Here is a 26952-nt window from a genome sequence, read left to right as displayed (position 1 = left end):
TTATGAAAAAAATATTTTTGTTAAAACTTATACTTCTTCTAAATTGTTGCTTTGTTTGGACTATGACGGGACAAGATTGTGAACAGCAGGAGTCAATTACGAATCCAGAGGCACCTATAAATTCCTTGACAAACCATTTAAATAATGTAGATTGGTTTTCAAGTGATGACTTGCTTTTAGATAAATTTCCATCAGGAACGGAATGGTTAACAAGTCCTTATTGGTTAACGAATCCAGGAGCATTAACATCAATTATTGCTGAACAACATTTATCGGATTTTAGACCAGAAGATGGTTGGGAGGTTGTAAAAATTGATTTAGGTAGGCTTTCCGATAACATAACTCCGAGAAATGATGCCAATGCTCATAATTCGCCATATATGATTTTTTATAATAGGCATAGAGGGCTGATGAGGTTTTTTATGATGCATCGTGATATAGCTTGGGGACCTAATATTATCAAATATAGAATAACTATTCCAACAAAAGATGCTCCTCAAAACACGGTTGATGGTTTACCTTTAGATTTACCTTCAAGTTCTTTGTCCGTTTCAAATACCCTGAGCATTCAAGGTGAAACGATGCAACCACTTGATCAGAAAACAACGGAATTATCTGTACAAATGATTACCGATTTTCCTGCTACTGAACATTCCACTTATTGGACTTATTTCGATCTTCCAGTTGCTTATGATCCTTGTATTTGTAGAAAACCAGTTATGTTTAGAATATCTGGAACTGTAGTGGATAAATTGGGACTTGTAGCTAAAGGGGCTTTAACAGGTATAATTCAAGAGACCTCACCTGGTGTAAATTATGATAAATTGGTTGTAAATAGAGTAATTGGAGGGGTTGGTGCATTGGCAACGGCTATAGCAACGAAAGGCGCTATAATTCAAACTTCAAAGTTTGCAGATTTAATTGATATAATTACAAACAATCCGAATACACATTCGAATGACAAGAAAAATTGGAAACTAATAAAAAACATCATGAATCTTGCAGGTGCGGTAGGGAATGTGTCTTTTGATAAAAAAAGTAATAAATGGAATATTGGTCCAGAGTCTATTGACAAGAGTAAAGTCAAAGCTTATATAAGTGGGGTATCGAAATATATGAGCAGTCTTTCGAAAGATTTAAACTATGGATCATCCAAATCTGGGGCAACCACTGTTATGGGAGAAATGATTATTGAAGGAGAAATTGAAGGAGAGGATAATTTAAATAGAATAATTGATATAGCTTTACCTGGCACTAGATGGGACGGTTTACCAGGATACGACACTTCATTTCTACAAGAAGAATCTGGAATTTACACCTTCGGAAGTGATAATTATCTATCTCCTGAAGGACCTATTTATAATAAACCTATTGGGACTTTCGCTGTTTTAAAAACTCCAACTATTGAGTTGTCTATAAGTCAAAATACTACTGAGCATAAACTCAAAGTTAAATCTTATCTTAGAGATAACCTGAAGTATTATTTTAATCCAAATACCAATATTAATTTAGATAATACAAGAATACAAACAAGAATAATTTTATATCATCAGTTTTCTAGTGCAACGTTTTTGAATGAGAATTTTCAAACTAAAAATATAGATGGTTTTAATGAGGAAAAAATGTATTCAAGTTATGTTGATATTAATGATGTCAAGGAGCTACTGATGGAGTTAAAATTAGAAAGCCTTGAGGGGTTTCCATACGAAGGCGATGATATATTTTTTTATGGTGTGAAGAAAGCTGAACTTCAGTTCTATATTGAATATGAATCTAATGAAAACGGTTATGATGGAGACCCCATTCGGAATGTTCAGATATTTACAGTACCTGTAAATATTGATAACGATTATACGGCATTTCCGTATGAAGCTATTAATACCAATACGCACTTAAAAAGTTTAATAATAAATACACCCCAAAACTATGCCGCAACTAAGGTTACTTATGTTGATGGCCCCATAAAAATTAAGGCACCAGTTGAGACGGAACCTGATGTTATAAAAGGCTTTTTTTCAAATACATTGATAGATGTTCTTCCGGGAGCGACAATTGACGATAAGGTTTTTATCAAAACAGGGCCATTTCAACAACTTGAACCACAACCTCCAGTTTCTGTTAATTATGTCACTAGTTTTTGTAATAAAACCAATCAAGATGCTACTTACAATGCAGATCTCTATAAAACTAAAATTACTTCCACGAATGAGTCTGGAAATATAAACGAATATATTAATAGTAATAGTGAGGATTTATCATTTCAAATATACCCGAATCCTACATCCGATTCAACAATCCTTTTTATAAAAGAGTTCGACAGAAATAGAGAATACAAAGTTTCAATCCATGATATGAACAGTAATAAACTGAATCAGATCTCTATTAGAAGTCAGTCTACTAAGATAAACCTAGACAAATATGAACCAGGAATTTATTTTATGAAGCTCATTGAAGGTGGTAAAACTAATTCTATAAAGCTTATAAAGAATAAATAACTCATTTTATATTATGAGAACTATTAATTTTTTAGGCATATTGATAATCAAGTGCAGGTAACTATGCTATATTATTTGTAAAAAAGTATTGCTGTTTTTTAAGAAAACATATCAAAACTATATTTAGGTATAGTTTTGATATGTCTTAAAATTATACCTGAGCCATAAAGTTTTTCTCAAGAAAGAGGTTGTACTTTTTTAATTCTTCATGAACATCTGCATTTTTTTCAACATCATGAAAGTGCAATGAATCTATTAAATTCATACCTAAGTATTTGTTCATGGCATGGAACCCAGATAAAACACCTTTATCAACACTTGTTTGATCAAAGAATTCGTCGGTCATGGTAAATGCTTCCTCAGGAGCATTCCAGCTTGAAGTTAAAATGTATTGTTTTCCACTTAAGAGACCACCGGTCCCGTAGTTAATTTTTGGATTTTTCGAACTCCTACCGTCACTAATCCATAAGCCGTTGTTATAGCCTGCCGTTAATACTTCATCAAAATATTTTTTAAATTTGAAAGGTATAGAAAACCACCAAACGGGAGTATGGTATATAATAACATCTGCCCAAGTAAACTTTAAAACTTCTTTTTCTATATCGTAGCCGTCATTTATTTGAGTTGTTTTAACTGTGTAATTTTCTATGGCATAAAAAAAAGAAGTACTTAAGGTACTTAACGATTTATTAAACTGACCTTTTGCTTCCGAAAAAGAGTGCCAACCATTTATTATTAAAACATTTTTCATTTGTATTGTATTTGTTTTCTGCAAATATATATTGAGTTGAAGTATTATTGAAATAATAGAAATAATACATTTGTATCACAAAAATAATGGCAATGATAAATTTAGAATGGTATAGAACGTTTAAAGCAGTGTATGAAGAAGGAAATTTAACAAGAGCATCTGAAAGATTGTTTTCATCGCAACCTGGAGTTAGCTTACATATCAGTTCTTTAGAATCGTATGTTGGATATAAACTTTTTGAAAGAAAGCCACGGATTATGGTACCAACAGAGCGAGCGATAATTCTATATGATTATATCTTAGATGCACTACAAAAATTAGAGAAATCGGAGAAACATTTTAGAAAAACGGGAAAGGGAAATAGGAAAACATTAAGCATTGGAATGTGTTCAGAGATTTTTCAGACTTTATTTGAACCCAATATAAAAAGTTTTGATTTTGACATTATAGCTCATTTTGGAGAATATCCTCAAATGCTTAAGGAATTAGAAGAAGGAATTTTAGATTTAGTTATTACACCCAAAAAAAATAAGAATCAAAATATTAATTATACCCGTTTTTTCAATCAGGAAGTATGGTTAGTTTCTAGTAACAGTGTAGACACAGATGAAATAGAAAAAGCAATTTTAAATAAAAATTGGAATGTATTAGAAAACGAACTTAAGAATCAAATTTGGTACAGCTCCTCAAATGTTACTGGATTTATAAAACAATTTTGGCTTTTAAATTTTAACAGAAAACAATACAACAAACCAAATTATATTGTTCCGAATATGAATTCTATCATTCGATGCTTGCAAACTAGTAACGGCGTTGCATTAATTCCTAGTTTTTTATGTGAACAAGAAATAAATAATAAGAACCTTAAGCTTATTTGGAAATCCAATAAAGAACTGAGAGATATTGTTTATTTCGCAAAAATGAACAAGCAAAAAGCAAAAAATGAAATCGAGATAATAGAAACAATCATCTCTAAAGAAGCGTCAAAATATATGCTATAAAAATCTTCGATTTTAGGTTTTATTACGCTATCAAAGGCTGCATCATTTTCTTCAAAAACTTCATTGTTTCTTCTTGATGATACGTCCATGATAAGTAAGAAATGGGTATGATTTGTATTCCAACACGATGTAAAATGCGATAACGTTCAATATCAAAGGCCGCGGTAAAACTTCCAGGATAACCAATTAAATCTATTCCAAGGTAGTTATTGTTGTTTTCTAACAACATATCTATACTTAAACCTGCAATAGTATATCCAACATGAGTTGTTGCTTTAAATTGCTTTAAGAATGCTTTTACCTCTTGGCTAAAGGAGTCTTCAGTAAGTTCATTCTGGTGTGTGAATATGTTTTTCTGTTCAAATGAGCTTAAATACTGTCGTAATAATGATCTTTCTGGAAGTGATTCCGAGTTGATCGAGTAAAATATATGCTGTTCATTTCTAGCTCGTGTAATAGCTACATTGAAAACATCTTCTTTATTTAGATAATTTAGGCTTGCAAAATGAGAATTACCATTAGCAACCATTGAAAGTAACATGACATCACGTTCTTCTCCTTGAAAATGATACGGAGTTCCTAGTTTTATTTTGTGTTTTTTGATTGTTGTTAAATCAAATTTTTGTTTAATGCTTTTTGTAAGTTGATTGGTTTGTTGTCTAAACGGAGACAATACACCAATGCTTGTCGCTAAACTTTTATGAAGTAATCGCTCATTTTCCACAACAATTTCAATATGTTTTATTACCTGATTTACCTCTTCTAAATTAATTCCTTTTTCATCTTGTAAACCATTTGTTTTATGTAAAAAAACGGCTTGTTTATTATGGTTTAATGGAGTTTGCGTCATTATTCTTAACGCTTGCCCATAAAAAGATTCATTGCTAAATCTGATAATCTCAGGTAAGGATCTGTAATGCTCATCTAACAACACAATTTGATCACCTTTTGCTGTGTGTTCCAATGTGAAGTCAAGCAAACTCTTTTTTCTAAAATTAAAACGAATAGAATCAGTAATATCATGTTGCTTTTGAAAACGATCCATTTGAGTTTTCGATAAAAAACTTATATGACGAAGTTGATTGGTATCACCTGCAACAACAACTTTTTTAGCTCTTTGAAATATCGGTAAACAAGAAGCAATATCACATTGTGTAGCTTCATCAACAATGGCAATATCAAATAAATCCTTTTGCATAGGCAAACTCATGGCTATCTCGTCAATTTTAACCAGCCAAATTGGTAAAAAATGAGTTAATGGGGCTGCATCTAATTGTTGAAGTTGTTTATTGATGAGTGATTTCTCTGCTGTTTGAAATACATTTTTTAGTGCAATAAGTTTTTGAAGTTCTTTATTTGAGTAAACAATAATGGTACTAATTAACTGTTTTAATAAGGCCTCCTCTGCTCTTTTTTCAAATAAGGTTAATGTGGAAAAGTACTCTTCAATAATCTCCCACTCTATTTTTTCAAAAACACGAATAAAGTTAATATCGAGTTTAGAAAGCGTTTTTTGATAGAAACTTTCAGAGAATAGTTTTTCAACACGTTCAATTTCCTTGGTAACTTTTTCGGTAAAATCAGCCTCTAAACTTTTAAGTTTATTGAACTGAACTTCTCTTTTTATATCTGCTTGATAAGCTTCTTCCTTGTGTTTATGGCGGTAATAGCGGCCATTAATAATTCTGTTTAGTTTAGCTAACAAGGTTCTTTTGTAGTAGTTCCCTCCTACTTTAATAGCAAAATCACCTATTTTAGAATTCATTAATTTATCGGCAATAACATCTAATGCTTGAGCTGTTTTTGTAACAATTAAAACACTTTTCCCTTTACTAACATAATCTTGTGCTATGGCGCTTATGGTATAGGTTTTTCCAGTTCCTGGAGGACCAAATATTACGGATTTTCCATAGGTAGATGCATTCTGAACAATGCGTTCTTGCGCAGTATTGAGTAATTGAGGAATTTTTATAGTGTTATTATAACGAGCATTTTTTTCAATTTCTGATGAAAAGAAAGCTTGTAAACCCTGTGAGTAATTAGTTTGGTTTTTTAAGGTTTCTAATTCATTTACTACTGCGTTTATGTTGTTAGCACGACTAGATATAAAGATTCCAGAACTTGATACCATGGTAAACTTTTCTAATTCTTTTTCTTGTTGTACTAACGTTTTTAAATAGGTTTGATTTTTTAATTTTGGATACAATAAAAAATCAGAGTTAAAATGAATGTTTGAAACATGCTCTTCAAAAATTCGTTTTAGCTGATTAATTACAAAAAAATTAACGTGAGTATTAGCGTCAAAAAGCCGTTCAACTTCAAAAAGAAAATCATCGAAAGATGTTTTAAACAAAAGGCCTTTTAAAAAGGCAATGTTTAACTGTCTAGATTCATGATCAATTTTTAAGAAATAAACATCTTCTTTCTTTTCAATAGCAGCTTTGTAAAGAAATAAAGGTGCTGTAATTGAAGTGATGCGCTTGCGGAAATCATTTCTTTTTCCAAGGCAAAATAAACTCCCATACCAAAGCTCTTTATCATTGTTGTATAGTGCTAAAGTTTGTAAAATTGGAATGGCTTGTTTTTCAGAAATAAACTGTAGCGGATATCTATTGTTTATTAATTCTTCTTCAGGTTTTATAATAAACTGATTTTCATATTTTGAAGAGAAGAAATTAAGAACTCCAGACTCTTTATTATCGGCTTGATAGCATTTGTAGAAGTACGAAATATAATCAGCAATCATAGTAATTTATCAATAAAGCGAACTTACATAAAATTTTCTTAATGCTGAATATAGAAAATACTATCAATTTTTAACTTTTGTTTATTAGTAACATAATAGGATGTATCTGTTTAAAAATGCTAGAATTCGAAAGTTAAATCGCGATCCATATTTTGTTGGGTCCAAACTTTATTACATTTGAGTTTTTATTAGGAATTATGGAGGGCAATCATTTAAAAAATGTAATCGGTTTATTATTAGCAACTTTCTTTATAAGTACTTCGGGAGCTCTTGGAAGATATATAGCAATGCCAACGGAAGTAATTATTTGGTTTCGCTCAACTTTTGCGGCAATATTTATGTTCATTTTTTGTAAATACAGAAAAATGGACTTTAAACTGAAGTCGCCAAAACACTACAAACCATTTTTTATAGCAGGAGTGTTTATGGCAGCGCATTGGGTTACTTATTTTTATGCCTTGAAACTTTCAAATGTTGCTATGGGAATGCTTTCGCTTTATACTTTTCCTGTAATCATTGCTTTTTTAGAACCCGTTTTTTTAAAGACGAAGTTCAGTCCAGTCTATATAGTTTTAGGGTTATTAGTTTTAACAGGGCTGTATATTTTGTCTCCAGAATTTAATCTTGAAAGCACAAATCTTCAAGGCATATTATTTGGAGTGTTATCAGCGCTGTGCTATTCTGTTCGAATTTTAATTATGAAGCAATATGTGCTTCAATACAATGGTGTAATGTTGATGTTTTACCAAACAATAATTATTTCAGCATGCCTACTCCCTACTCTATTTTTTATGGATATTTCTGGTTTTCAAAGTCAATTACCGTATTTGCTATTATTAGCATTATTAACAACAGCGATTGGGCATAGTTTAATGGTGCATTCACTTCAGTTTTTTACGGCATCAACGGCAAGCATTATTAGTAGTGTTCAACCAATATTTGGAATTATTTTGGCGTTTTTCTTTTTAAGGGAAATACCAACGTTAAATACATTTATTGGTGGAGCGTTAATTTTAGCAACAGTAGTAATTGAGAGTGTTCGAAGTAAAAAATAAATCTAATTTTCGATGTAAGAGATGAATTATGCATTCGTCTAAGGTTTGAAATAAACTAAAACCGTTCAAATTATGCTTACAATGAAAAAAGCATGTATTGGGATTACAATAGCCTTGTTGTTCCCAGTGTTCTTACATGCGCAATCACCAGTCACAGGCTTTTATCCAGAAAAAAATCAACTAACAGTTGCTGTAAGTTACTTTTCTAAAAGTTACGATAAGTTTTATTTAGGAGAAGAACTATCAGAGGGAAATCCTGCAAACTTAGGAGATATTTCTTCTTCAATTGTTGGTGTTTATGCTGACTACGGAATAAACAATTGGTTATCTGCTATTGTTTCTTTTCCTTACATATCAATTGAAAGTAAAGACGGAAACCCAGATCCTGTTCATGGAGAAAGTGAACAAAGTGGAATTCAAGATCTCTCTCTTTTTCTGAAAGCAAGAATGTTTGAAGAAAATTTTAAAGATGGCTCTAAGTTTACACTAGGTGGGTCAGCGGGTCTTGCATTTCCTTTAGGAGACTATGAAGGCAACGGTATTTTATCTATTGGTAATAAAGCAACTACCGTTGATGGATTGGTCGTTTTGCAGTACACCACCAATTTTAACTTGTTTGCAGAAGCTCAAACGGGGTATAGTATTCGAAGTAATTCCGATTTTGATGTCCCAGACGCTTTATTGTATAGCTTTAAACTAGGGTATTTTACCAATCAGTTTTATGTACATGCGAAATTAGGAATTCAAGATTCTACATCAGGATATGATATCGGTTCTGCCGAGTTCGGAGCAAATGGAGGTCCAGTTGCTTTATCGCAAACTGAGGTAGATTATACCAATTTATCTTTTGACGTTTATGTACCTGTTTACAAACAAACTTTTGGTGTTTCGGCTGGTTATGGCTTGAATCTTGACGGAAGAAACTTCGGAAATGAAAGAGGTTTTTCAGTAGGACTTGTTTACAAGAATTAAACAATGCTATACCGAGCGCAATTGAGATATACTAATTAGAAGGTACAGTATCGATTGCGCTCGATATAACAAAAGCAAAGCTTACTTATATATTGTATTGATATATGAGTGAACTTGAATTTGAGTCCAAATTATCGAACTCTCATATTTTCATAATTCCTCTTTACAAAACCAAGTGCAGCGGCTAATATTTCGCCCATGTTTTTACTTTTTTTAAAAGCAATATCCTTGGTGAAATCGAATACTTGATGTTTTAATAAATCAATATTTTTGGCGGTGGAAATTGAATCGTTTCTCATACAAGTAACAAGTTGACCGATTCTGTTTGCCGAACTTAATATACGTTTTGCTACAATGGAACGTTCTTCAACTTTATATTGACTAATCGAAGCCTCTTGTAGTTTTTGACCCACTAATGAAACCATAGGAAGGTTTTCTTTAAAAAACTGAGGGTTGTATACTTTGAATTTTCCTTCAAAACATTGCTGATCAAAATCAATAGCTCTAATTTTATATACCACATGATCAAAGTCATGTGTTGGAACAATAACATAGTTATAAGAACGCATATCACCTAAAAGACGAATCATACATCGTTCGTTAAACTTAACAAATTCTTTGGCTATTTGTGTTTTTTCGGACTCCGTGCATTTAGGCAAAAAGTCTTTGATAAAATCGTCACCAGGAATTCCTGCTATATGTTCTTCTATCAGTGTGTCTTTATACACTAAAAAGTTGAGGTTGTAAGGTGATAAAATATGTTCTAGTTCTAGTCCGTAAATTCTGGAAGCATCCGTTTTCTTTATATAGAAATAAGTGTAGTTGTCATTGAGAACGTTTCGAACTTTTATTCGAAAAGGTTTAGAATTTCCAAAAGTACAATAATCAATAGCGTCTATATTTAAAAAAGGAATAGTGTCTTCATTTCCGTTTGAATGTAAAATGGTATATACCTTCTTTAAACTTAAATCAATTTCTAATCGTTCGAATTCCGAATAATAAGTTCTAACCCATAAAGTGTCTTCGTCATTTTTATCATACACCACAATCGATCCCTGAAAACGAAGCAAATCATCATAAAAAATAGGAATTTTTATGTTTCTGCTATTTTCAATAAGATAACTATTCAATTCATCGGTAACTGGAAATGCAGGTTTTTTCTGCGACATTAATTTCTCCTCTGAAGCCATACAACATTAGGGTTTTCTCAAAAATAACTTTTTCTAACATAAAAAGATAGAAAGGAATGGTATTTGTTAGTTTTTTGGAAAATATTAAACTATGAAAAAGCAATTTAAATTTACCATTCCAAAACCATGTCATGAAAACTGGCATAAAATGACACCTAATGAAAAAGGAAGATTTTGCAGTTCCTGTGCAAAAACCGTTGTGGATTTTACGCAATTCTCCGAAGCTGAAGTTAAAGAATATTTAATCGAGAATAGTACACAAAAAGTTTGTGGTCATTTTTATAAAAAGCAGTTGCATAGTGTTGTTATTCAAATTCCTGAGAGTAGTTTATCTCATAAACATAGTTTTAGAAATTTATTTGTGTTAGCAATGGTTCTTTCTATGGGAACAATATTATTCAGTTGTAAAACAGAAGGAGGAAAAGTTCAAAAAATAGAGAATGTCCAGATTGTTGATTCGGTTGTTGAAAAACAAAATCCTCTTATGAAAGAAATTGTAATAAAAAGACTGTAACTAAACAAGAGTTACCTACTATAGGGTTACCCATTTTGCAAGAAGAAACATCTATTGATAGTGTACATAATGAAATAATGGGAGATCTAGCATTTGAAGGAGAAATAGAATTTGAAGAAAATGAACCACACCCCATTCATCTTGTTAATGAAACACCTCGTTTTAAGGAAGACAAGCGTTTGTCGGAAGAAAAGGCAAAAACAAACTTTCAAAAACGAATGACTGACTTTATCAAAATTAATTTCGATAATAAACTCTCACAAAGCTTGGGGTTGAGAAAAGGGAAATTCAGAATATATGCTCGATTTATTATTAATGATCTAGGAAAGGTTTCAGACATACAAGTACGAGCACCTCATGAAGTTTTAAAAAAACATACAAAAGAGATTATAGAAAAACTACCCCAATTTCTTCCTGCAAAAAGAGAAGGAAAAATAGTAAACGTTTCTTATGTACTACCAATAACTTTTTTTGTTGATGAATAGCGGAACCTAATAAAACATGGTTGTTTTCTGTAACTACACTTCAAATAACTTTCCTGGCAAAGGTTTTATAATTCCGTTCAATTCCATTTCCAATAAAATTGACGATAATTGATACACAGGGATGTCACAATCTCTGGCAATAACATCCAGTAGTTGTTTACCTCGGTCAGATAAGTAGTCGAAAATTTTTTGTTCTTGTTCATTGAGGTTTATAAAAAGTGAGGTTTGTTGTACTTTTTTTTCTGAAATATCCCAATTTAACATTGTAACAATATCTTCGGCTGAAGTGAGTATATGCGCGGCATTATTTTTAATTAAATGGTTACACCCTTTGCTATATTCATCAGTAGCTCTTCCAGGTAAAGCAAATACATCTCGATGGTAAGAATTGGCAATATCTGTAGTTACTAATGAACCTCCTTTTGCTGCAGATTCAATAACAATTGTTGCCTTAGAAATACCGGCTATAATTCTGTTTCGTTTTAAAAAATTTTCACGAATAGGACGTTCCTTATGCCAAAAGTCAGTTATAAATCCACCATTGGTATTGATGTCTTTTATATAACGTTTATGAACCTTCGGATAAACTTCATCCAAACCATGTGCTAAAACGGCAATGTTTTGTAAATTGTTGTCAATTGCTGCTTTGTGAGCACAAATATCTACACCATATGCGAATCCACTAATAATAATCGGTTGGTAAGTTGCAAGATCTTTGATCAGTTGGTTGCAGAAACCGCGTCCATAATTGGTAATAGATCGAGTTCCCACTATGGAAATAATTCGATTTGTAGTTAGTTTAATATTTCCATCTTTAAAAAGAAGTATCGGAGCGTCAATACATTGTTTTAAATAGTATGGATAATCATCATCTAAAAAGTAATGATACGTATATTTTGATTGCTCTAAAAACAGGAGCTCCTCCTCTGCTCTTTTAGCAGTTTTTTCATCAAAAATATGTTGCAAAGCATAAGATCCAATTCCAGGAATTTTTAACAATGTAGAAAATGATTCGTTGAATACTTGTTCAGGACTTCCACAGGCAGAAATGAGTTTTTTTGCCATAACATCACCAATGTTTCTGGTAGCTTGAAGCCTTAAAATGGCCAGTAATTTTTCTTTTTTCATAGCGCAAAAAATTGAGTATCAATATACAAAAAAAGTGTTAATAAGTATTGTATACAATATCAAAAACGACACTTGAAATTTGCTAGTTTTGTTCATATGAGATTAGCCGACTACATTAACGATTTATTATATAGATACGACTGCGTGATTGTTCCGAACTTTGGAGGTTTTGTAACTAATAAAATTGGAGCAAAGGTTGATGAAAGTGCAAATGCTATTTATCCACCTAAGAAACAGGTAACGTTTAATGCTTATTTACAACATAACGACGGTTTGTTGGCTAATTATATTGCTTCAACAGAAAAGGTTTCTTTTGAAAAAGCAACAGAAAAGATAGCTCAAGAAGTTGACACTTGGAAAAACCAATTGGAAACAGGAACTATTACTGTAGCGAAAGTGGGTACATTAACTCGCAATGAAGAAAGAAAATTAGTGTTTGAACCAAATACTTCAACCAATTTCTTAATTGATTCATTTGGGCTAGCTCAAGCTGGAGCGACTTCTGTAGAAAGAGAAGAAGCACAAGTTGCTGAGGTGGTTGTGCTTGATGAAAAGAAAGAAGGTAAAGTAATTCCTTTAGTGTTAAAAAGAGCCGCCGCAGCCGCGGTTGTTGTAGGAATTATTTATGCTGGATGGAATGGTGTTCAAAATCATAATGAGCAGCAAGAATTTTTAGCGAATCAGCAAAAAGAAATTCAATCGGCTACGTTTGTTATTGATAGTCCGTTACCGACAATAGATTTAAAAGTTTCGAAAGAAGAACCTAAAAACTTCCACATTGTTGCAGGAGCTTTTCAAGAGGTTGAAAATGCGTATAACAAAGTAAACGAATTGGTAGAGAAGGGCTTTGAATCTAAAATCATTGGAGAAAATTCATTTGGATTAACACAGGTAGTTTTCGGAAGTTATCATACCAAAGAATCAGCTCGCACAGCCTTAATAAAAATTAAGGAAGATGTTTCTGAAGACGCATGGTTATTGGAAAAATAATCTTCTTTACAACTCTACGAAATATTTCGTTTCATTGCATATCTTTGCAGTAAATTTTTTAGGATGAGAGCAAAAACTCCAAGTGAATCACTAACCACACTTACAGATTTAGTATTACCAGGAGAAACCAATTATTTAGACAATCTTTTTGGAGGTGAACTATTGGCTCGTATGGATAGAGCTTGTAGTATTGCAGCGCGTAGACACTCGAGAAGAATTGTAGTAACAGCTTCTGTAAATCATGTTGCATTTACAAAGTCAACACCTGTTGGTAGTGTTGTTACTATTGAAGCAAAGGTCTCAAGAGCTTTTAAATCTTCAATGGAGGTGTATGTGGATGTTTGGATTGAAGATCGTCAATCAGGAGAAAAAACAAAAGTAAACGAAGGAATTTATACATTCGTTGCAGTTGATGAAACAGGCAAGCCTGTGCCTGTGCCAGCTATTAAAGCTGAAACAGAACTAGAACAGCAAAGATTTGATGGAGCGTTAAGAAGAAAGCAATTAAGCTTGGTTTTAGCTGGTAAAATGGAGCCGAAGGACGCGAAGGAATTAAAAGCTATATTTTTGTCTTAAGAACAAGATTTCAATTTGTAAATGAAATAAAAATTGGTGTTTCGAATGCCAGAAGAATATTGAAGAGCCTCACATGTTAAAAATGTGAGGTTTTTTGATTTGAAATATAATGTCGAGTGATTTTTCTGGTTCAAATGAAAAGAAAACGTATTAAGATAACACAATGTGTTCTTTTGATGTTAATAAAACGCAATAATTTAACTGAAGTTCTTGTTGGGATTAAAAGTAACTTCAATTTATATATGCTATAAACTACACTTCTTCAAGATCACCATTTTCAGAAAGTAGAATGGCAACAGATTTTGTTTTTTCAAACTGAGAGAAAATAATAATCATAATTACCGTAATCGGTACACTTAAAACCATTCCCGTAACACCCCAAATTTTACCCCAAATGGCGAGCGATAGAATAGTAACAAGTGGGCTCAGGTTTAGCGATTTACCAAACAGTCTAGGCTCAATAACATTTCCAACAATTACTTGAATGCCTCCTACGGCTAATAAAACAATTGCAAACGGTGTAATCTCACCGAATTGTAGCAAACAAAAGATGGATGGAAAAACCGTAGCAATTAATGAACCGATAGTCGGAATGTAGTTCAATAAGAAAATTAAAAAAGCCCAAAAAGGAGCACTATCTACACCAACAAATAAAAGAACAAAATAACTTAAAATACCGGTAAGTAAGCTCACATAGGTTTTTAAACGCAAGTAATTTGAAATAGAGTTTTCAATTTTACTCAACATTTGTTGCATGCTATTATAACTGTGTTCTTTATTAACAAACATTTTATGTAGTTTCTTTTTAAGGCTAGATTCCTCTAAGAAGAGAAATAAGGCATAAATCACAATCATAAAGGTATCACCAAGCAAACCACTAATTCCGTTCGCTATATCACCTAAAAACGATCCATAATCAAATTTACCAACAAGGGTTTTAATGGATCCAACTACGTCAACATGAAAATAACTGTCGATTTTTTTTATAATGCTATCAATATTCGATTCGTAGTTTGAATAAGACGAAGTTAAATCAGAAATACTATTGGTAATAATTTCTGAAACGAAGCTAAAACTTAAAATGATGATGCTGAAAACAATGATATTGCTTAACCATTTCGGAATAAACTTTTCGGCAAAAGGAATTTTGTATATAGATTTTCGTATTTCTCTCGTTAGAAACCAAAAGATTAACGCAAAAATAAAAGGAATTAAAATACCTTTTCCAATTACTAAAATGGCAATAATAGCCGTAATAACTATAACAACGTTAGCAGAGTTCTTCACGTAGATAAATTTAGTTAATTAATTGAGAATGTCAAATTTTAATGACAAGTCGATAGCTAAAAATTAGTTTTTCGATACAATATGAATGAATCATTTTTTTACTGAATCCATTCTTGAGGATTCAAACGCGTTGTGTTCTTGTATAAAACAAAACTTAGTTTCGTTTTTCCCGTTATCTTATCGGTAAAAATTTTCCCTAATTTACTTCCAGTTTTTATCGGATCACCTTTTTTAACATAAATTGTTTCGAGACTATTGTATACCGAAATATAGTTACCATGCCTAACATAAACCGATCTCTTCCCATCAGGATGACTTTGGATACTCATAACTTCACCATTAAAAATACTTTTGGCATCTGCATTTCCTTCTGCGGCAATGTGTAAACCAGTACTGTTAATACTAATACCCGGAAAAGTTGGATGAGGCTGAACACCGTATTTTCTGGTAATAATTCCAGAAACTGGCCATGGTAAACTTCCTTTGTTTTGTTCAAAGTTGGCGCGAAGCGCTTTTTCAGCTGAGTTAAGTGCGAATTTTGCTGATTTTTTTGCACCTTTTGCTTTGTTGGCCTTTGCAATGGCGTTTCTAATTAAACGGTCAATTCTAGCTGCAATTCTCTTTTCTTCTTTTTGCTTCTTAAGGAGTTGTTTTTTGTAACGATTTTCCTGTTTCTTTATAGAAGAAATTAATTTCTCTTGATTCTTTTTGTCTTTTTCAACGGCTTCATTTTGATCTTTTTCTTCAGTAATTAAGCGTTCTTTTACTTTTTTTCTTTGTAAGAGAGAGTCGTTTAATTTTTTAATCTCCTTTGTTTTAACTAAAATCTCTTCTCCTTGTTTTTTTCTAAAGTCATTGTATTGTTGCATGTATTTTACACGCTTATAGGCTTGATAAAAGCTTTCTGAAGAAAGCAAAAACATTGTTTTACTTTGAAGTGATTTACTCTTGTAGGTTTTTACAACCATTTTTTGATAATCTAACTTAAGTTTCGCTAGCTCACCATCATTTTTGTCAATTTGTGTTTGATTTTTTAGAATTTCTCTGTTTAGTAGGTCGTTTTCCAGAGTAATGGTCTCAATAAGGCGCTCTCGAATACTTATTTTTTGAGATAAGTCTTTAAGATCATCCAAAGCATTAGTTTTTCTTTTTTTCGTTTTAATCAATAAACTATTAACCTTTTTTATCTCTTTTTTAAGGTTCGAGCGTTTTTTCTCAAGCTGTTTTCTAGATTGAGAAAATGAAGACAAGCATACTAAGAAAATACTTAAAATTGCTAAAGCGAAACGAAACTTCTTCATGTGTTATAATTGAATTTCTTTATAGCCTTTTGGGATTGAAAAATTTAAGTTCAAATTTGTGTTAAAATCAACAGAGCGAACCGTCATGTCAATATTAGTAAATTTAGTGTTTTCTTTAGCAAAAATGTTTATTTTGTTTGGGAAAATAGTATTCTTCTTTCGAATGTAATTTGGGTATGAAATATCTAAACGTTGATTTTTATTCGCATTGACTAGCGATTGCCTATCTAATTTATAATGATTTGGGTTGATAAAAAAGAACAAATCGAACAAATTTGCTTGCTTTTTAGGAGATAGCTGGTAAGAGTTATTTGTTATTTCAACACTCTGACGCTGAGATTTTACATCCATAATAGCTTGCCCTAAAAGAAGGTTTTGTAGTTGCTTGAAGTTAATATCAGTTCCCATAATTTTTCTTAGCATGCTGAAATCTCCTTCAAAATAATTCTTTTTGTAAGGCGAATAAAAACTTACTTTTTCAGGAGTAATTTTAGCCTTGAAAATGGTGATAATTTTTGAGCCTTTTAACCAAATAACCTCATCTTTTTTAATTTTCATGCGTACTGAGAAACTGAGCCCATTTTTATTGTCTTTATAGTTCACTTTTAGTTTGGCATCAACTGTCTTTTCATGAAAATTTTCGGCAACATGTTTTTTAGCTACTTTTCTAGCAGAAATGTTCTTTATTGCTGAAGAAGTAGCCGCTTCTTTGTTTGATTTACATGAAGCGAATAGGATAATAATGGGTACTATGTATTTTAATAATTTCATTCCTTAAAACCTTGCGTATAGCAAATTTTTACTTGTTTAATTTTTTTCTGTACTTGCTTTCGTTTTTACGATCACCTAATCCTTGGTAGCTAATAACAAACTCATTATAAAAACGACTTTCCATTGTAGGATTATCTATAACAAAATCAATACCATTTTGTAAACTAAGGAGTGCTTTTTTGTGTTTTTTTGATTTATTAAAAGCTTTCGCATTCATTAAATATACAAACGGTTGAGCAGGAAAAAGAACCAATCCTTCGTTACTGTACGATAGCAATTTTGAATCATTGTTTGAATCTAATTGCTCAAGTAGTTGTTTTAAATTAACAAACGACTTGTTATCTTTAAACTGCAATTCAAGATTTTCATTGTTCAATGAAGTGTTTTTAACAATTGGTTTCGTACTCTTTGGTTTCCGTTTTGAATATCGATTTAGATTTTTCTGTATATATCGTAGGCGAGCATTTAACATTTTCGCTGATTTTAACTCGTTTAGTACAATTTTGGCAGAGTCAATTTGGCTACATTGAATATATAAAAAAACAAGATCTTGTTTTTTCTTAGGTAGCTTTTGTATTAATTTTTTCTGAATAGCAATCGCATTTCTAAAGTCGTTATTCCTTTTATGAACTTTTACTAAATGTTCGAGCAGCCAAATATTTTCTGGCTCAATTTCAAGAGCTTGTTCAGCGTAGGCAATCGCTTCAACAAATCGTTGAAGTTTGTAGTAATTTTTTGAAAGTTCGAAAAGTACAGCGATATTTTTTGGTTTTAACTCATTACAAGTTTCTAAATTATCAATTGCCTTTTGAAAATTGTTAATGGCTTTCTGCGTAATCGCTTGAAAGAAGTTTTCTTGAAAGTCGAGAAGATGTTTGTCAGCAATATCCTGTGATACAGGAATACTATCTTGAGCAAAAACTACTGTTTGGGAGAGAAATAAAAACAAGACAAAACAAGACTTTAGGATAAGTCTTGTTTTGATCTTAATTGAAAGATATGTTTGAACTTTATGTAATTTCTGTATAATCACCGATGCTGATTGATGTAAATTTACCGTTATACTTTGCATGATTTCCAATCATTGAATTGTCTAATTCGGCATTAAAAATCCGAACGTTTGTTTGAATCAATGAATTTACAATAGTTGAGTTTTCAATAATACTATTTTCGCCCAATGAAACATAAGGACCAACTGTCGCATTTTTTATAACAACGTTCTTACCAATATAGCAAGGTTCAATAATATTAGCATTTTCCAAAACAACATCAGAGGCAACTAGGTTATTTCCGTCTTCTTGTTCGAAAGAAAGAATTTGTTTGTTGGTATCAACTGTTGGATTTTTTTTACCACAATCCATCCAAGCATCAACTTTTCCTGGAATAAATTTAGCTCCTTGTTGTTTTAATGATTCTAGTACATTGGTAATTTGATATTCTCCATTTTCACGGAGGTCGTTATCAATTAAATATGCAATTTCTTGGGATAACTTGTTCCCGTCTTTAAAATAGTAAATTCCGATAATAGCTAAATCTGAAACAAACTCTTTCGGCTTTTCAATGAAGTCTGTAATTATACCATCTTCTACTTTAACAACACCGAAAGCACTCGGGTCTTCAACTTGTTTTACCCAAATAGCACCATCAGCATTTACATCCAATGTGAAATCCGCTTTAAAAAGGGTGTCTGCATAGGCAACGATACAAGGACCATTTAAAGAGTCCTTAGCACAATAAATAGCATGGGCTGTACCCATGGCTTCTTCTTGGGTATATACACTTCCTTTTGCACCCAAACTTTCGGCTATTTTTAAAAGTTCACTTTTTGTATTCAGAGGAAAACCTTTAGCAACAGGACCGATAACAAAAGCTATTTCTTCTATAGGCTCATCAACAACCGAAGCTATGTTTTCAACCAAACGCTGAACAATTGACTTGCCTGCAATAATTGTTAATGGTTTAGGTATGGTCAGGGTATGTGGTCGTAATCTCGATCCAATTCCTGCCATGGGGACAATAATTCTCATTTCTTTTATTCTAAATTATTTAAAAACAACAGTCTTACTTACTGTGGAAAAAGAACAACCTTGAATATTTTCCATGCATTTTGTAAGACTTTTTAAAAAAAATTTTAACAGTGCAATATACTATTAAATTATGTTTAGAAAAAGTTATAATCCTTTAGGAATGGCATTTATCAATGTTTTAGTATAGGTGGTTTTGGGATTGTCGTAAATACTATCCGCTTCACCTATTTCTTCTATTTTACCTTGATTCATTACGATGAGTTGATCCGACATGTATTTTACTACAGATAGGTCATGTGAAATAAAAATATAGGTAAAGTTAAATTCGGATTTTAGTTGGTTTAAAAGGTTTAAAACTTGTGCTTGTACAGATACATCTAATGCGGATACAGATTCATCACAAATAATTAACTTTGGTTGCAGTGCTATAGTTCGAGCGATACCAATACGTTGTCGCTGACCTCCCGAAAACTCATGAGGATACCTGTTAAAATGTTCTTTCTCTAAACCTACTTTTTGTAATAAGTTAAGTACATATTCTTTTCGTTCTTTATTGGATGACAAAATATTGTGAACAGCCATTGGTTCAATAATCGCTTTTCCTACGGGAATTCTTGGATTTAATGATGAAAAGGGGTCTTGAAAAATAATTTGAATGTCTTTTCTGAGTTTTTTAAATTCAGATGTTGAAATTTTAGTTATGTCTTGACCTTTGTAAATAATTTGCCCAGAAGTAGCTTTTTCAAGTTGTAAAATAGTCCTTCCTAATGTTGTTTTTCCACAACCGCTTTCTCCAACTAAACCTAAGGTTTCTCCCTCATAAATTTTAAAAGAGATATCATTAACTGCTTTAATTTTTGAAGGTTTCGAAAACCATGAAGAACTACTTATAAATTCTTTTTTTAAGTTATTTACTTCCAGTAAAGGTGGTTTTTCATAGATGTTTTTATGGAAAGCCGATCGTTCTTCCTTTGAAAGAATACTATTATCTAAGGTGTTATTGATAAAATCGGAAACCGTATGGAGGTTTTTGAGTCTAACAGATAAATCGGGTTTCGATTTAATGAGAGCTTTCGTATAGTTTTCTTTCGGATGGAGGAAAACATCTTTTGAACTACCTTTCTCAACAATTTTTCCCTTGTACATAACAAGCAAAGAATCGGTTATTTCAGACACTAGTGAGAGGTCGTGAGAAATAAAAATAACGCTCATTTCCTCCGATGTTTGAAGTTCTTTTAGCAAATAAATAATTTCTTTTTGAACAGTTACATCCAGGGCAGTAGTTGGTTCATCAGCAATTAAAACTTTGGGTTTGCATGCAATGGCCATGGCAATCATAACACGCTGCTTTTGACCACCGCTAATTTCGTGAGGATACGCTCCGTAAATTTGCTCAGGTCTTGGTAGTTTAACTTTATTGAAAAGAGAAACAACTTCAGTGTAAATTTCCTTTTTGTTTAAGTTGGTATGTTGTTGAAGAATTTCTGCTACTTGATAACCACAAGTCAAAGTGGGGTTTAAAGAACTCATAGGTTCTTGAAATATCATTGCAATTTCTTTTCCTCGTATTTTTTGAAATTGACTTTCATTTAAATCCAATAAATTCAGACCATTAAAAATAACGTCTCCTTGAATATCGACATTAGTATTTAAAAGCCCCATAATAGCTAATGAACTAATAGATTTTCCACTACCGCTTTCTCCTACAATTCCTAAGGTTTCATTTTTTTCCAATGTAAATGAGATATTATCGAGAAGGAAGTCGGTTTCTGGAAAGTGAATACGTAGGTTTTTAATCTGCAACATCTATATGTCTTTTTGAACAAATATAAGCTTAATACTCAAAATCAGTGTTTTGCGTATTTCGCAAAATCTGAAACATTTTAGTGTAAAACGCAAATAATAAAAAATAATTTTAACGTTTTTTTTATAATTTTGCTATAAAATTAACTTAAACATTAATGAAAACGAAACAGAGATTACTAGCAACACTTTTGTGTTTGCTTCTAGCAGGTATTGTATCTGCTCAGAAAAAAAGAAACTGTCATACGATGAATAATCTTGACTACAGACAGTTAAAAAACCCTTCAATTAAAGACAAAATGGAGGAAATCGAAAAGTTTACTCAACGCAAAATAAAGGGAATTAATGGAAATTCTCAGAAAATTGTGGGAGATGTAATTCAAATACCTGTGGTTGTACATATTATTTATAGTAGCGATCAACAGAATATTAGTATGGAACAAGTTCAATCTCAAATTGATGTTCTTAATGAAGACTTTAGAAGAACAAATTCCGATCAAACTGAAGAATGGTTGCAAGCCGCAGATACTGAAGTTGAATTTTATCTTGCGCAAGTAGACCCTAATGGTAATTTAACTAATGGAGTTACTAGAAAATTTTCAACGAGAACATCTTGGGGAACCGCTGACGCGATGAAAATGTCTTCACAAGGTGGGGTTGACCCATGGAACACAGCTGAATATTTAAATATGTGGGTGTGTAATATTGGAGGAGGAATCTTAGGCTATGCCCAATTTCCTGGAGGTGATGCTTCTACAGATGGTGTAGTTATGGGGCCACAATACTTTGGAAGTTCCGATAAAGGAACCGGGTTTTACTTAGAAACTCCTTTCGATAAAGGAAGAACAACAACCCATGAGGTGGGGCATTTTTTTAATCTTCGCCACATTTGGGGTGATGGAGGATGTGGAGTAGACGACTTTGTTGAAGATACTCCAGAATCTGATGCATCTAATTTCGGGTGTGCTTCTACTCATGAGTCTTGTGGATCGCTAGATATGGTTCAAAATTATATGGATTATTCTGACGACGCTTGTATGAATTTATACACTTTAGGACAAAAAAACAGAATGAGAGCTGTTTTGGAAGAAGGGGGAATCCGACATGAACTCGCTTTATCCGATAAAACAACTGATTTAACTTGTAGTGCATCAACTCCAACAGGGGTTTCAATTACTGATGTCACTTTTGAGCAGGCAACCATTAGTTGGAGTGAAGTAATGAATGCAAGTTATGAAATAAGATATCGTCCAACAGGAACTACCAATTGGCTCGTAAATACAGCTTCAGAAATTCCAAGCATCATTAATGATTTAACTGGAACAACAGAGTATGAAGTGCAAGTGAGAAGTATTTGTCCATCTGAAAGTTCTGAGTTTAGTGCTTCAGCAACATTTACTACATTGGAAACACCTCCTATGTATTGTGAATCGGGCGGAACGAATGTAAGTGACGAATATATTCAAACGGTTCAGTTAGGAGACATTAATAATGTATCTGAAACCAATACAGGATACTCAGATTACACTGAAATTTCAACTGATTTAGCAACTGAAATCGAGCACACCATTACCATTACTCCCGAATGGCCAGGAACTGTTTTCAGCGAAGGATATGGAGTTTTTATTGATTATAATCAAGATTTTGACTTTGATGACGAAGGAGAAACAGTGTTTACGGCAACACCATCTTCAACTACGCCAATAGTAGGAACTTTTACAGTTCCAGAAGGTGCGCTAACAGGACCAACAAGGATGCGTGTTGTTTTAAGGTTTAATTCAACTCCTGAAGCTTGTGGTACTTTTACATATGGAGAAGCTGAAGACTATACTGTTGTAATTGGAGGAGGTGATACTGAAGCACCGACGGCGCCAACCGAACTAACTGCTTCTAATGTAAAGGCAATATCGTTAAGATTAAACTGGAATGCTTCAACAGATAATGTTGGTGTAACGGAGTACGATGTATATCAAGATTCCGAATTACTAACTACGGTAACTGAAACCTCGGTAGATGTAAGTGATTTATCACCTAGAACTAGATATTCTTTTTATGTAGTAGCGAAGGATGCCGCTGGAAATGAATCGGAATCTAGTAATGTTTTAAATGTTAGAACAAAAAAGTTGAGGTATTGTAAATCCAAAGGAAAGAATGCTTCTTATGAATGGATTGATTTCGTGAAGTTTGGTGGAATGAAAAATAAAACGAAGAGTGATGCTGGGTATGGCGATTTCACAAGTAAAGTGGCCAATGTAGAACGTGGAACTACAAGTAAAATAATTTTTAGTGCTGCGTTTAGAACACTTTCATACCTAGAACATTGGGCCATTTGGATTGATTTTAACCAAGACGGTACATTTAGTGACGAAGAAAAAGTGGTTACTGGTTCATCGTCAAAAGATAAAAACTTAAAGAGAAACGTAATAATTCCTGCTGATGCAAAATTGGGAAGAACTAGAATGAGAGTTTCTATGAAGTCCGATTCACCTCAAAAGGCTTGCGAAAAGTTTGGCTTTGGAGAAGTTGAAGATTATACGGTAAATATATCAGAATTTTCTGGAAGAGGTATTAATACAACCGATGTATCGGCAAGTATTGACAACGCTGAAACATTAGGCTATGAAGAGGGAGTTTCTGTAGTTACGTATCCTAACCCAGTAGACAACTATTTAGGAGTAAAGATGAGATCAATAGTTAAAGGAGCGACATATAGAATAATAAATACTTTGGGAACGGTTGTTTTAGATTCTAACGTGTTAAATAAAAATATTGATGTTTCGAAACTAAATGCTGGAATTTATGTTTTAGAAGTTAACGATACTCAAAAAATATTCAAAACTAAATTTATTAAGAATTAATTTCTCCTAGTGAATAATTGGATTGATGTATAGGAAGCTCAGATTTTATCTGGGCTTTTTTTGTTTTATTGGTAGGTTAATATTGTTTTTGTTGTGTTTTTAATAAAAAAACATATCTTTGATATGTAAATCATGATTTTTTTGTGATTTATTTTGAAAACTAAAAACATTAAATTAAAACCCTTCTAAAATGAAACCAAAAATTACTTTGGCACTTTTGTGCTGGTTTTTTGTGGGTGCTTTGCTTGCCCAAGACAAACGAAATTGTCATACTATGCATAACTTAGAGTATAGACAATCAAAAGATCCTCAATTAAAACAAAGAATGCTTCAAATTGAAACTTTCACTCAAGAAAAGGTGAGAATGATGGGGCATCCAGGTAGAGAAGTTGTAGGAAACATTATTAAAATACCTGTTGTTGTTCATGTTATTTATAGTAATTCTCAAGAAAACATAAGTCAAGCCCAAATTCAATCGCAGATTGATGTGATTAATGAAGATTACAGAAGAACGAACTCAGATCAAACAAACAAATGGTCACAAGCGAGTGATACTCAAATTGAATTTTATTTGGCCCAAGTTGATCCTAGCGGAAACGCTACCAATGGTGTTACAAGAAAATCTTCTTCAAAAACATCTTGGGGTACGAATGATGCAATGAAAAAATCTTCTCAAGGTGGAGTTAATCCATGGAACCCTGCTGAATATTTAAATATGTGGGTTTGTAATATTGGGGGTGGAATTTTAGGATATGCACAGTTCCCAGGAGGCGCAGCTGCTACCGATGGAGTTGTTATGAGTCCTCAATATTTTGGTAGTTCTGATAAAGGATCTGGATTCTATTTATCAGCTCCTTTCGATAAAGGTAGAACTACAACTCATGAAATAGGGCACTATTTAAACTTACGTCATATTTGGGGTGATGGAGGATGTGGAGTTGATGACTTCGTATCGGATACTCCAGAATCTGATGCTGCTAACTACGGATGTTCATCAAATCATTCATCTTGTGGTTCAGCCGATATGGTTGAAAATTATATGGATTATTCTGATGATACTTGTATGAACTTATTTACTTCTGGACAAAAGAACAGAATGCGTACAGTTTTAGAATCAGGAGGAGTGAGAAGAAGTTTAGCCTTATCTGATAAAACAGGAGGAGGAAGTAACTGTACAGCAACAGTTCCGACTGGTATAACTGTATCGTCAATTACTTCTTCAGGAGCTACAGTTTCTTGGTCAGCTGTTTCAGGAGCAACGTATGATGTAAGATATCGTCAATCTGGAACTAGCACGTGGACTACAAACGGAGTATCGGGAACATCAACGTCTTTAAGCGGATTGTCAGCTTCAACTCAATATCAAGTTCAAGTTCGTAGTAAATGTTCTGATGGGGCAAATTCATCGTACTCTAATTCTAACAGTTTTACAACAACAGCAGTTACAATTTCATATTGCGCTTCAAAAGGAAATAGTGTTGCTGATGAGTATATTCAAAGAGTTCAGTTAGGCTCAATTAACAATGCTTCTGGAGCGGGGAATGGCTATACTGATCACACATCAATATCAACAAACTTAGCAAAGTCTACTTCTCATACAATATCTATTACTCCAAAGTGGACAGGAACTATTTATAGTGAAGGGTATGGCGTGTTCATTGATTATAATAAAGATGGTGATTTTGCCGATACAGGTGAAACTGTATGGACAAAGGCCGCTTCGAAAGACACATCGGTAAGCGGAACTTTTACAGTACCAGCAGGCGCTTCGGAAGGAGCTACACGAATGCGTGTTATTTTAAGATACAATGCAATACCAAGTTCTTGTGGTACTTATAATTACGGAGAAACTGAAGATTATACTGTAGTAATTGGTGCTGCTCAAGCAGATACTCAAGCTCCAACAACACCAGGAAATGTAACGGCTTCTAACATAGCACAAACGAGTATAAGTTTAAGTTGGACAGCCTCAACTGATAATGTTGGAGTAACGAAATATGATGTTTATAATGGATCTACAAAAATTAATTCTGTAACTGGAACTTCATACAATGCAACAGGGCTAGCGGCGAATACAGCATATACGTTTTCAGTGAGAGCATTGGATGCTGCTGGAAATGAATCTGGAGCAGGGAGTGTTACTGCAACAACATTGGGTAATACAGTTTCTTATTGTACTTCAAAAGGAAATAATTCGAGTTATGAATGGATTGATTATGTTTCTTTTGGGGGAATGACAAATAGTTCTGGAAATGACGGAGGTTATAAAGATAATACGAGTAAAGTAGCTACCGTTGGAAGAGGAACAACGAATCAATTATTGGTAAGTGCAGGTTTTAGAAGTACTTCATATAACGAGTATTGGGCAATTTGGATTGACTATAATAAAGATGGAACTTTTTCTAGCAGCGAAAAGGTAGCTTCAGGATCTTCAACAAGTTCAGGCAATTTAAGTTATAACGTTTCTATTCCTTCAAGTGCTTCTTTGGGTCAAACTAGAATGAGGGTTTCTATGAAATGGAATGCTTCTCAATCTGCTTGTGAAAGTTTTTCTTATGGAGAAGTTGAAGATTACACAGTTAATATTACTTCAAGTTCGGCAAAAATAGGAGAGGTAGTTGATGCTGAGCAGTTAAGATTCGAAAATAATGTAGATTTAATGACATACCCAAATCCTGCAACAAACTTCATCAATGTAAAGGTTGGATTTAGATTAGAAAATGTAACCTATAGAATTACAAATACAATAGGAAGTGTTGTGAAATCAGGGAAATTAAAATCTAACATTGATATATCATCACTCAACTCTGGAGTTTATATTTTAGAGGTTAATGATGGTCAAAAACCGATGACGACGAAATTAGTTAAGAAATAGGTTTTAACAGACAACATATATGCTAAAAAGCTCGGGGTTTTCTCGAGCTTTTTTCATTTTATGCAAACGAATTGGGGCAAATAGTTCCCGAATAAGGAACGATTTTACTATAAAAAACGTTTAATTT

The 26952-nt window shown here is 32.8% G+C and carries 20 protein-coding genes; 10 read left to right on the top strand and 10 right to left on the bottom strand.

Annotated features, from left to right (window positions below; genetic code table 11):
* Window positions 1-2 precede the first annotated feature (2 nt).
* A complete protein-coding gene (locus tag BLW23_RS14180) occupies window positions 3-2495 on the top strand; it encodes a T9SS type A sorting domain-containing protein (RefSeq protein WP_093670945.1) in 2493 nt (830 codons plus the stop codon).
* A gap of 151 nt (window positions 2496-2646) precedes the next feature.
* On the opposite strand, the gene BLW23_RS14175 is transcribed toward BLW23_RS14180, so the two are convergent.
* Window positions 2647-3246 (bottom strand): NAD(P)H-dependent oxidoreductase, encoded by a 600-nt coding sequence (locus BLW23_RS14175; RefSeq protein WP_093670943.1) that lies wholly within the window; start codon window positions 3244-3246, stop codon window positions 2647-2649.
* A gap of 92 nt (window positions 3247-3338) precedes the next feature.
* On the opposite strand from BLW23_RS14175, the gene BLW23_RS14170 reads away from it, so the two are divergent.
* Window positions 3339-4247, top strand: coding sequence for a LysR family transcriptional regulator (locus BLW23_RS14170; RefSeq protein WP_176829834.1), 909 nt, complete (start codon window positions 3339-3341; stop codon window positions 4245-4247).
* 22 nt (window positions 4248-4269) lie between these two features.
* Here the strand turns inward: BLW23_RS14170 and BLW23_RS14165 are convergent, their stop codons facing one another.
* On the bottom strand, window positions 4270-6993 hold the full coding sequence (locus BLW23_RS14165; protein ID WP_093670939.1) for an AAA domain-containing protein: 2724 nt from the start codon (window positions 6991-6993) through the stop codon (window positions 4270-4272).
* Between the two features lie 197 nt (window positions 6994-7190).
* Between BLW23_RS14165 and BLW23_RS14160 the strand changes: the two genes are divergently transcribed.
* Both BLW23_RS14160 and BLW23_RS14155 read left to right on the top strand, forming a co-directional pair.
* Complete coding sequence (locus BLW23_RS14160) at window positions 7191-8048, top strand: DMT family transporter (protein WP_093671824.1); 858 nt, start codon at window positions 7191-7193, stop codon at window positions 8046-8048.
* Window positions 8049-8129: 81 nt separating this feature from the next.
* A complete protein-coding gene (locus BLW23_RS14155) occupies window positions 8130-9020 on the top strand; it encodes a transporter (RefSeq protein WP_093670937.1) in 891 nt (296 codons plus the stop codon).
* A 131-nt stretch (window positions 9021-9151) separates the two neighbouring features.
* On the opposite strand, the gene BLW23_RS14150 is transcribed toward BLW23_RS14155, so the two are convergent.
* Window positions 9152-10210, bottom strand: coding sequence for a hypothetical protein (locus BLW23_RS14150; RefSeq protein ID WP_093670935.1), 1059 nt, complete (start codon window positions 10208-10210; stop codon window positions 9152-9154).
* Window positions 10211-10301: 91 nt separating this feature from the next.
* On the opposite strand from BLW23_RS14150, the gene BLW23_RS14145 reads away from it, so the two are divergent.
* On the top strand, window positions 10302-10724 hold the full coding sequence (locus BLW23_RS14145; protein ID WP_093670934.1) for a hypothetical protein: 423 nt from the start codon (window positions 10302-10304) through the stop codon (window positions 10722-10724).
* Between the two features lie 35 nt (window positions 10725-10759).
* Entirely contained in the window at window positions 10760-11209 is a 450-nt protein-coding gene (locus BLW23_RS14140) for an energy transducer TonB (RefSeq protein WP_093670932.1), read from the top strand.
* Window positions 11210-11242: 33 nt separating this feature from the next.
* Here the strand turns inward: BLW23_RS14140 and dprA are convergent, their stop codons facing one another.
* Complete coding sequence (dprA, locus tag BLW23_RS14135; protein ID WP_093670930.1) at window positions 11243-12337, bottom strand: DNA-processing protein DprA; 1095 nt, start codon at window positions 12335-12337, stop codon at window positions 11243-11245.
* 96 nt (window positions 12338-12433) lie between these two features.
* Between dprA and BLW23_RS14130 the strand changes: the two genes are divergently transcribed.
* Together BLW23_RS14130 and BLW23_RS14125 are read left to right on the top strand one after the other, a co-directional pair.
* On the top strand, window positions 12434-13327 hold the full coding sequence (locus BLW23_RS14130) for an HU domain-containing protein (RefSeq protein WP_093670928.1): 894 nt from the start codon (window positions 12434-12436) through the stop codon (window positions 13325-13327).
* 63 nt (window positions 13328-13390) lie between these two features.
* Window positions 13391-13903 (top strand): acyl-CoA thioesterase, encoded by a 513-nt coding sequence (locus BLW23_RS14125; RefSeq protein ID WP_093670926.1) that lies wholly within the window; start codon window positions 13391-13393, stop codon window positions 13901-13903.
* Between the two features lie 252 nt (window positions 13904-14155).
* On the opposite strand, the gene BLW23_RS14120 is transcribed toward BLW23_RS14125, so the two are convergent.
* The 6 genes from BLW23_RS14120 to BLW23_RS14095 all read right to left on the bottom strand — a co-directional run bounded on the left by BLW23_RS14120 (window position 14156) and on the right by BLW23_RS14095 (window position 21095).
* Window positions 14156-15190: an AI-2E family transporter gene (locus BLW23_RS14120; protein ID WP_176829833.1), complete on the bottom strand. Its 1035-nt coding sequence runs from the start codon at window positions 15188-15190 to the stop codon at window positions 14156-14158.
* 98 nt (window positions 15191-15288) lie between these two features.
* Window positions 15289-16491 carry a murein hydrolase activator EnvC family protein gene (locus tag BLW23_RS14115; protein WP_176829832.1) on the bottom strand — a complete coding sequence of 401 codons (1203 nt, stop codon included), beginning with the start codon at window positions 16489-16491 and terminating at the stop codon, window positions 15289-15291.
* A gap of 3 nt (window positions 16492-16494) precedes the next feature.
* Window positions 16495-17262, bottom strand: coding sequence for a lipoprotein insertase outer membrane protein LolB1 (locus BLW23_RS14110; RefSeq protein WP_093670922.1), 768 nt, complete (start codon window positions 17260-17262; stop codon window positions 16495-16497).
* 28 nt (window positions 17263-17290) lie between these two features.
* Complete coding sequence (locus BLW23_RS14105) at window positions 17291-18334, bottom strand: tetratricopeptide repeat protein (protein WP_093670920.1); 1044 nt, start codon at window positions 18332-18334, stop codon at window positions 17291-17293.
* Window positions 18273-19289, bottom strand: coding sequence for a sugar phosphate nucleotidyltransferase (locus tag BLW23_RS14100; RefSeq protein WP_093670918.1), 1017 nt, complete (start codon window positions 19287-19289; stop codon window positions 18273-18275). Before BLW23_RS14100 ends, BLW23_RS14105 begins: the two co-directional genes overlap by 62 nt.
* Before the next feature lie 144 nt (window positions 19290-19433).
* Window positions 19434-21095: an ABC transporter ATP-binding protein gene (locus BLW23_RS14095; protein ID WP_093670916.1), complete on the bottom strand. Its 1662-nt coding sequence runs from the start codon at window positions 21093-21095 to the stop codon at window positions 19434-19436.
* A gap of 155 nt (window positions 21096-21250) precedes the next feature.
* Here BLW23_RS14095 and BLW23_RS14090 point away from each other — a divergent pair, with 155 nt between their 5' ends.
* A complete protein-coding gene (locus BLW23_RS14090; protein ID WP_093670914.1) occupies window positions 21251-23950 on the top strand; it encodes a GEVED domain-containing protein in 2700 nt (899 codons plus the stop codon).
* Between the two features lie 190 nt (window positions 23951-24140).
* Entirely contained in the window at window positions 24141-26825 is a 2685-nt protein-coding gene (locus tag BLW23_RS14085; protein ID WP_093670912.1) for a GEVED domain-containing protein, read from the top strand.
* Window positions 26826-26952: the final 127 nt, after the last annotated feature.

This window comes from Tenacibaculum sp. MAR_2009_124 (assembly GCF_900105455.1).
GTDB lineage: Bacteria > Bacteroidota > Bacteroidia > Flavobacteriales > Flavobacteriaceae > Polaribacter.
This window is presented reverse-complemented; position numbering and strand designations above follow the sequence as displayed.

What these genes read in the sequence shown, in the direction of transcription:
- BLW23_RS14085 (WP_093670912.1), top strand. Translation starts at nt 24,141, where the DNA reads ATGAAACCAAAAATTACTTTGGCACTTTTGTGCTGGTTTTTTGTGGGT.
- BLW23_RS14175 (WP_093670943.1), bottom strand. Translation starts at nt 3,246, where the DNA reads ATGAAAAATGTTTTAATAATAAATGGTTGGCACTCTTTTTCGGAAGCA.
- BLW23_RS14150 (WP_093670935.1), bottom strand. Translation starts at nt 10,210, where the DNA reads ATGGCTTCAGAGGAGAAATTAATGTCGCAGAAAAAACCTGCATTTCCA.
- BLW23_RS14100 (WP_093670918.1), bottom strand. Translation starts at nt 19,289, where the DNA reads ATGAGAATTATTGTCCCCATGGCAGGAATTGGATCGAGATTACGACCA.
- BLW23_RS14110 (WP_093670922.1), bottom strand. Translation starts at nt 17,262, where the DNA reads ATGAAATTATTAAAATACATAGTACCCATTATTATCCTATTCGCTTCA.
- BLW23_RS14130 (WP_093670928.1), top strand. Translation starts at nt 12,434, where the DNA reads ATGAGATTAGCCGACTACATTAACGATTTATTATATAGATACGACTGC.
- BLW23_RS14125 (WP_093670926.1), top strand. Translation starts at nt 13,391, where the DNA reads ATGAGAGCAAAAACTCCAAGTGAATCACTAACCACACTTACAGATTTA.
- BLW23_RS14090 (WP_093670914.1), top strand. Translation starts at nt 21,251, where the DNA reads ATGAAAACGAAACAGAGATTACTAGCAACACTTTTGTGTTTGCTTCTA.
- BLW23_RS14170 (WP_176829834.1), top strand. Translation starts at nt 3,339, where the DNA reads ATGATAAATTTAGAATGGTATAGAACGTTTAAAGCAGTGTATGAAGAA.
- BLW23_RS14105 (WP_093670920.1), bottom strand. Translation starts at nt 18,334, where the DNA reads ATGCAAAGTATAACGGTAAATTTACATCAATCAGCATCGGTGATTATA.
- dprA (WP_093670930.1), bottom strand. Translation starts at nt 12,337, where the DNA reads ATGAAAAAAGAAAAATTACTGGCCATTTTAAGGCTTCAAGCTACCAGA.
- BLW23_RS14145 (WP_093670934.1), top strand. Translation starts at nt 10,302, where the DNA reads ATGAAAAAGCAATTTAAATTTACCATTCCAAAACCATGTCATGAAAAC.
- BLW23_RS14155 (WP_093670937.1), top strand. Translation starts at nt 8,130, where the DNA reads ATGAAAAAAGCATGTATTGGGATTACAATAGCCTTGTTGTTCCCAGTG.
- BLW23_RS14165 (WP_093670939.1), bottom strand. Translation starts at nt 6,993, where the DNA reads ATGATTGCTGATTATATTTCGTACTTCTACAAATGCTATCAAGCCGAT.
- BLW23_RS14115 (WP_176829832.1), bottom strand. Translation starts at nt 16,491, where the DNA reads ATGAAGAAGTTTCGTTTCGCTTTAGCAATTTTAAGTATTTTCTTAGTA.
- BLW23_RS14160 (WP_093671824.1), top strand. Translation starts at nt 7,191, where the DNA reads ATGGAGGGCAATCATTTAAAAAATGTAATCGGTTTATTATTAGCAACT.
- BLW23_RS14095 (WP_093670916.1), bottom strand. Translation starts at nt 21,095, where the DNA reads ATGTTGCAGATTAAAAACCTACGTATTCACTTTCCAGAAACCGACTTC.
- BLW23_RS14180 (WP_093670945.1), top strand. Translation starts at nt 3, where the DNA reads ATGAAAAAAATATTTTTGTTAAAACTTATACTTCTTCTAAATTGTTGC.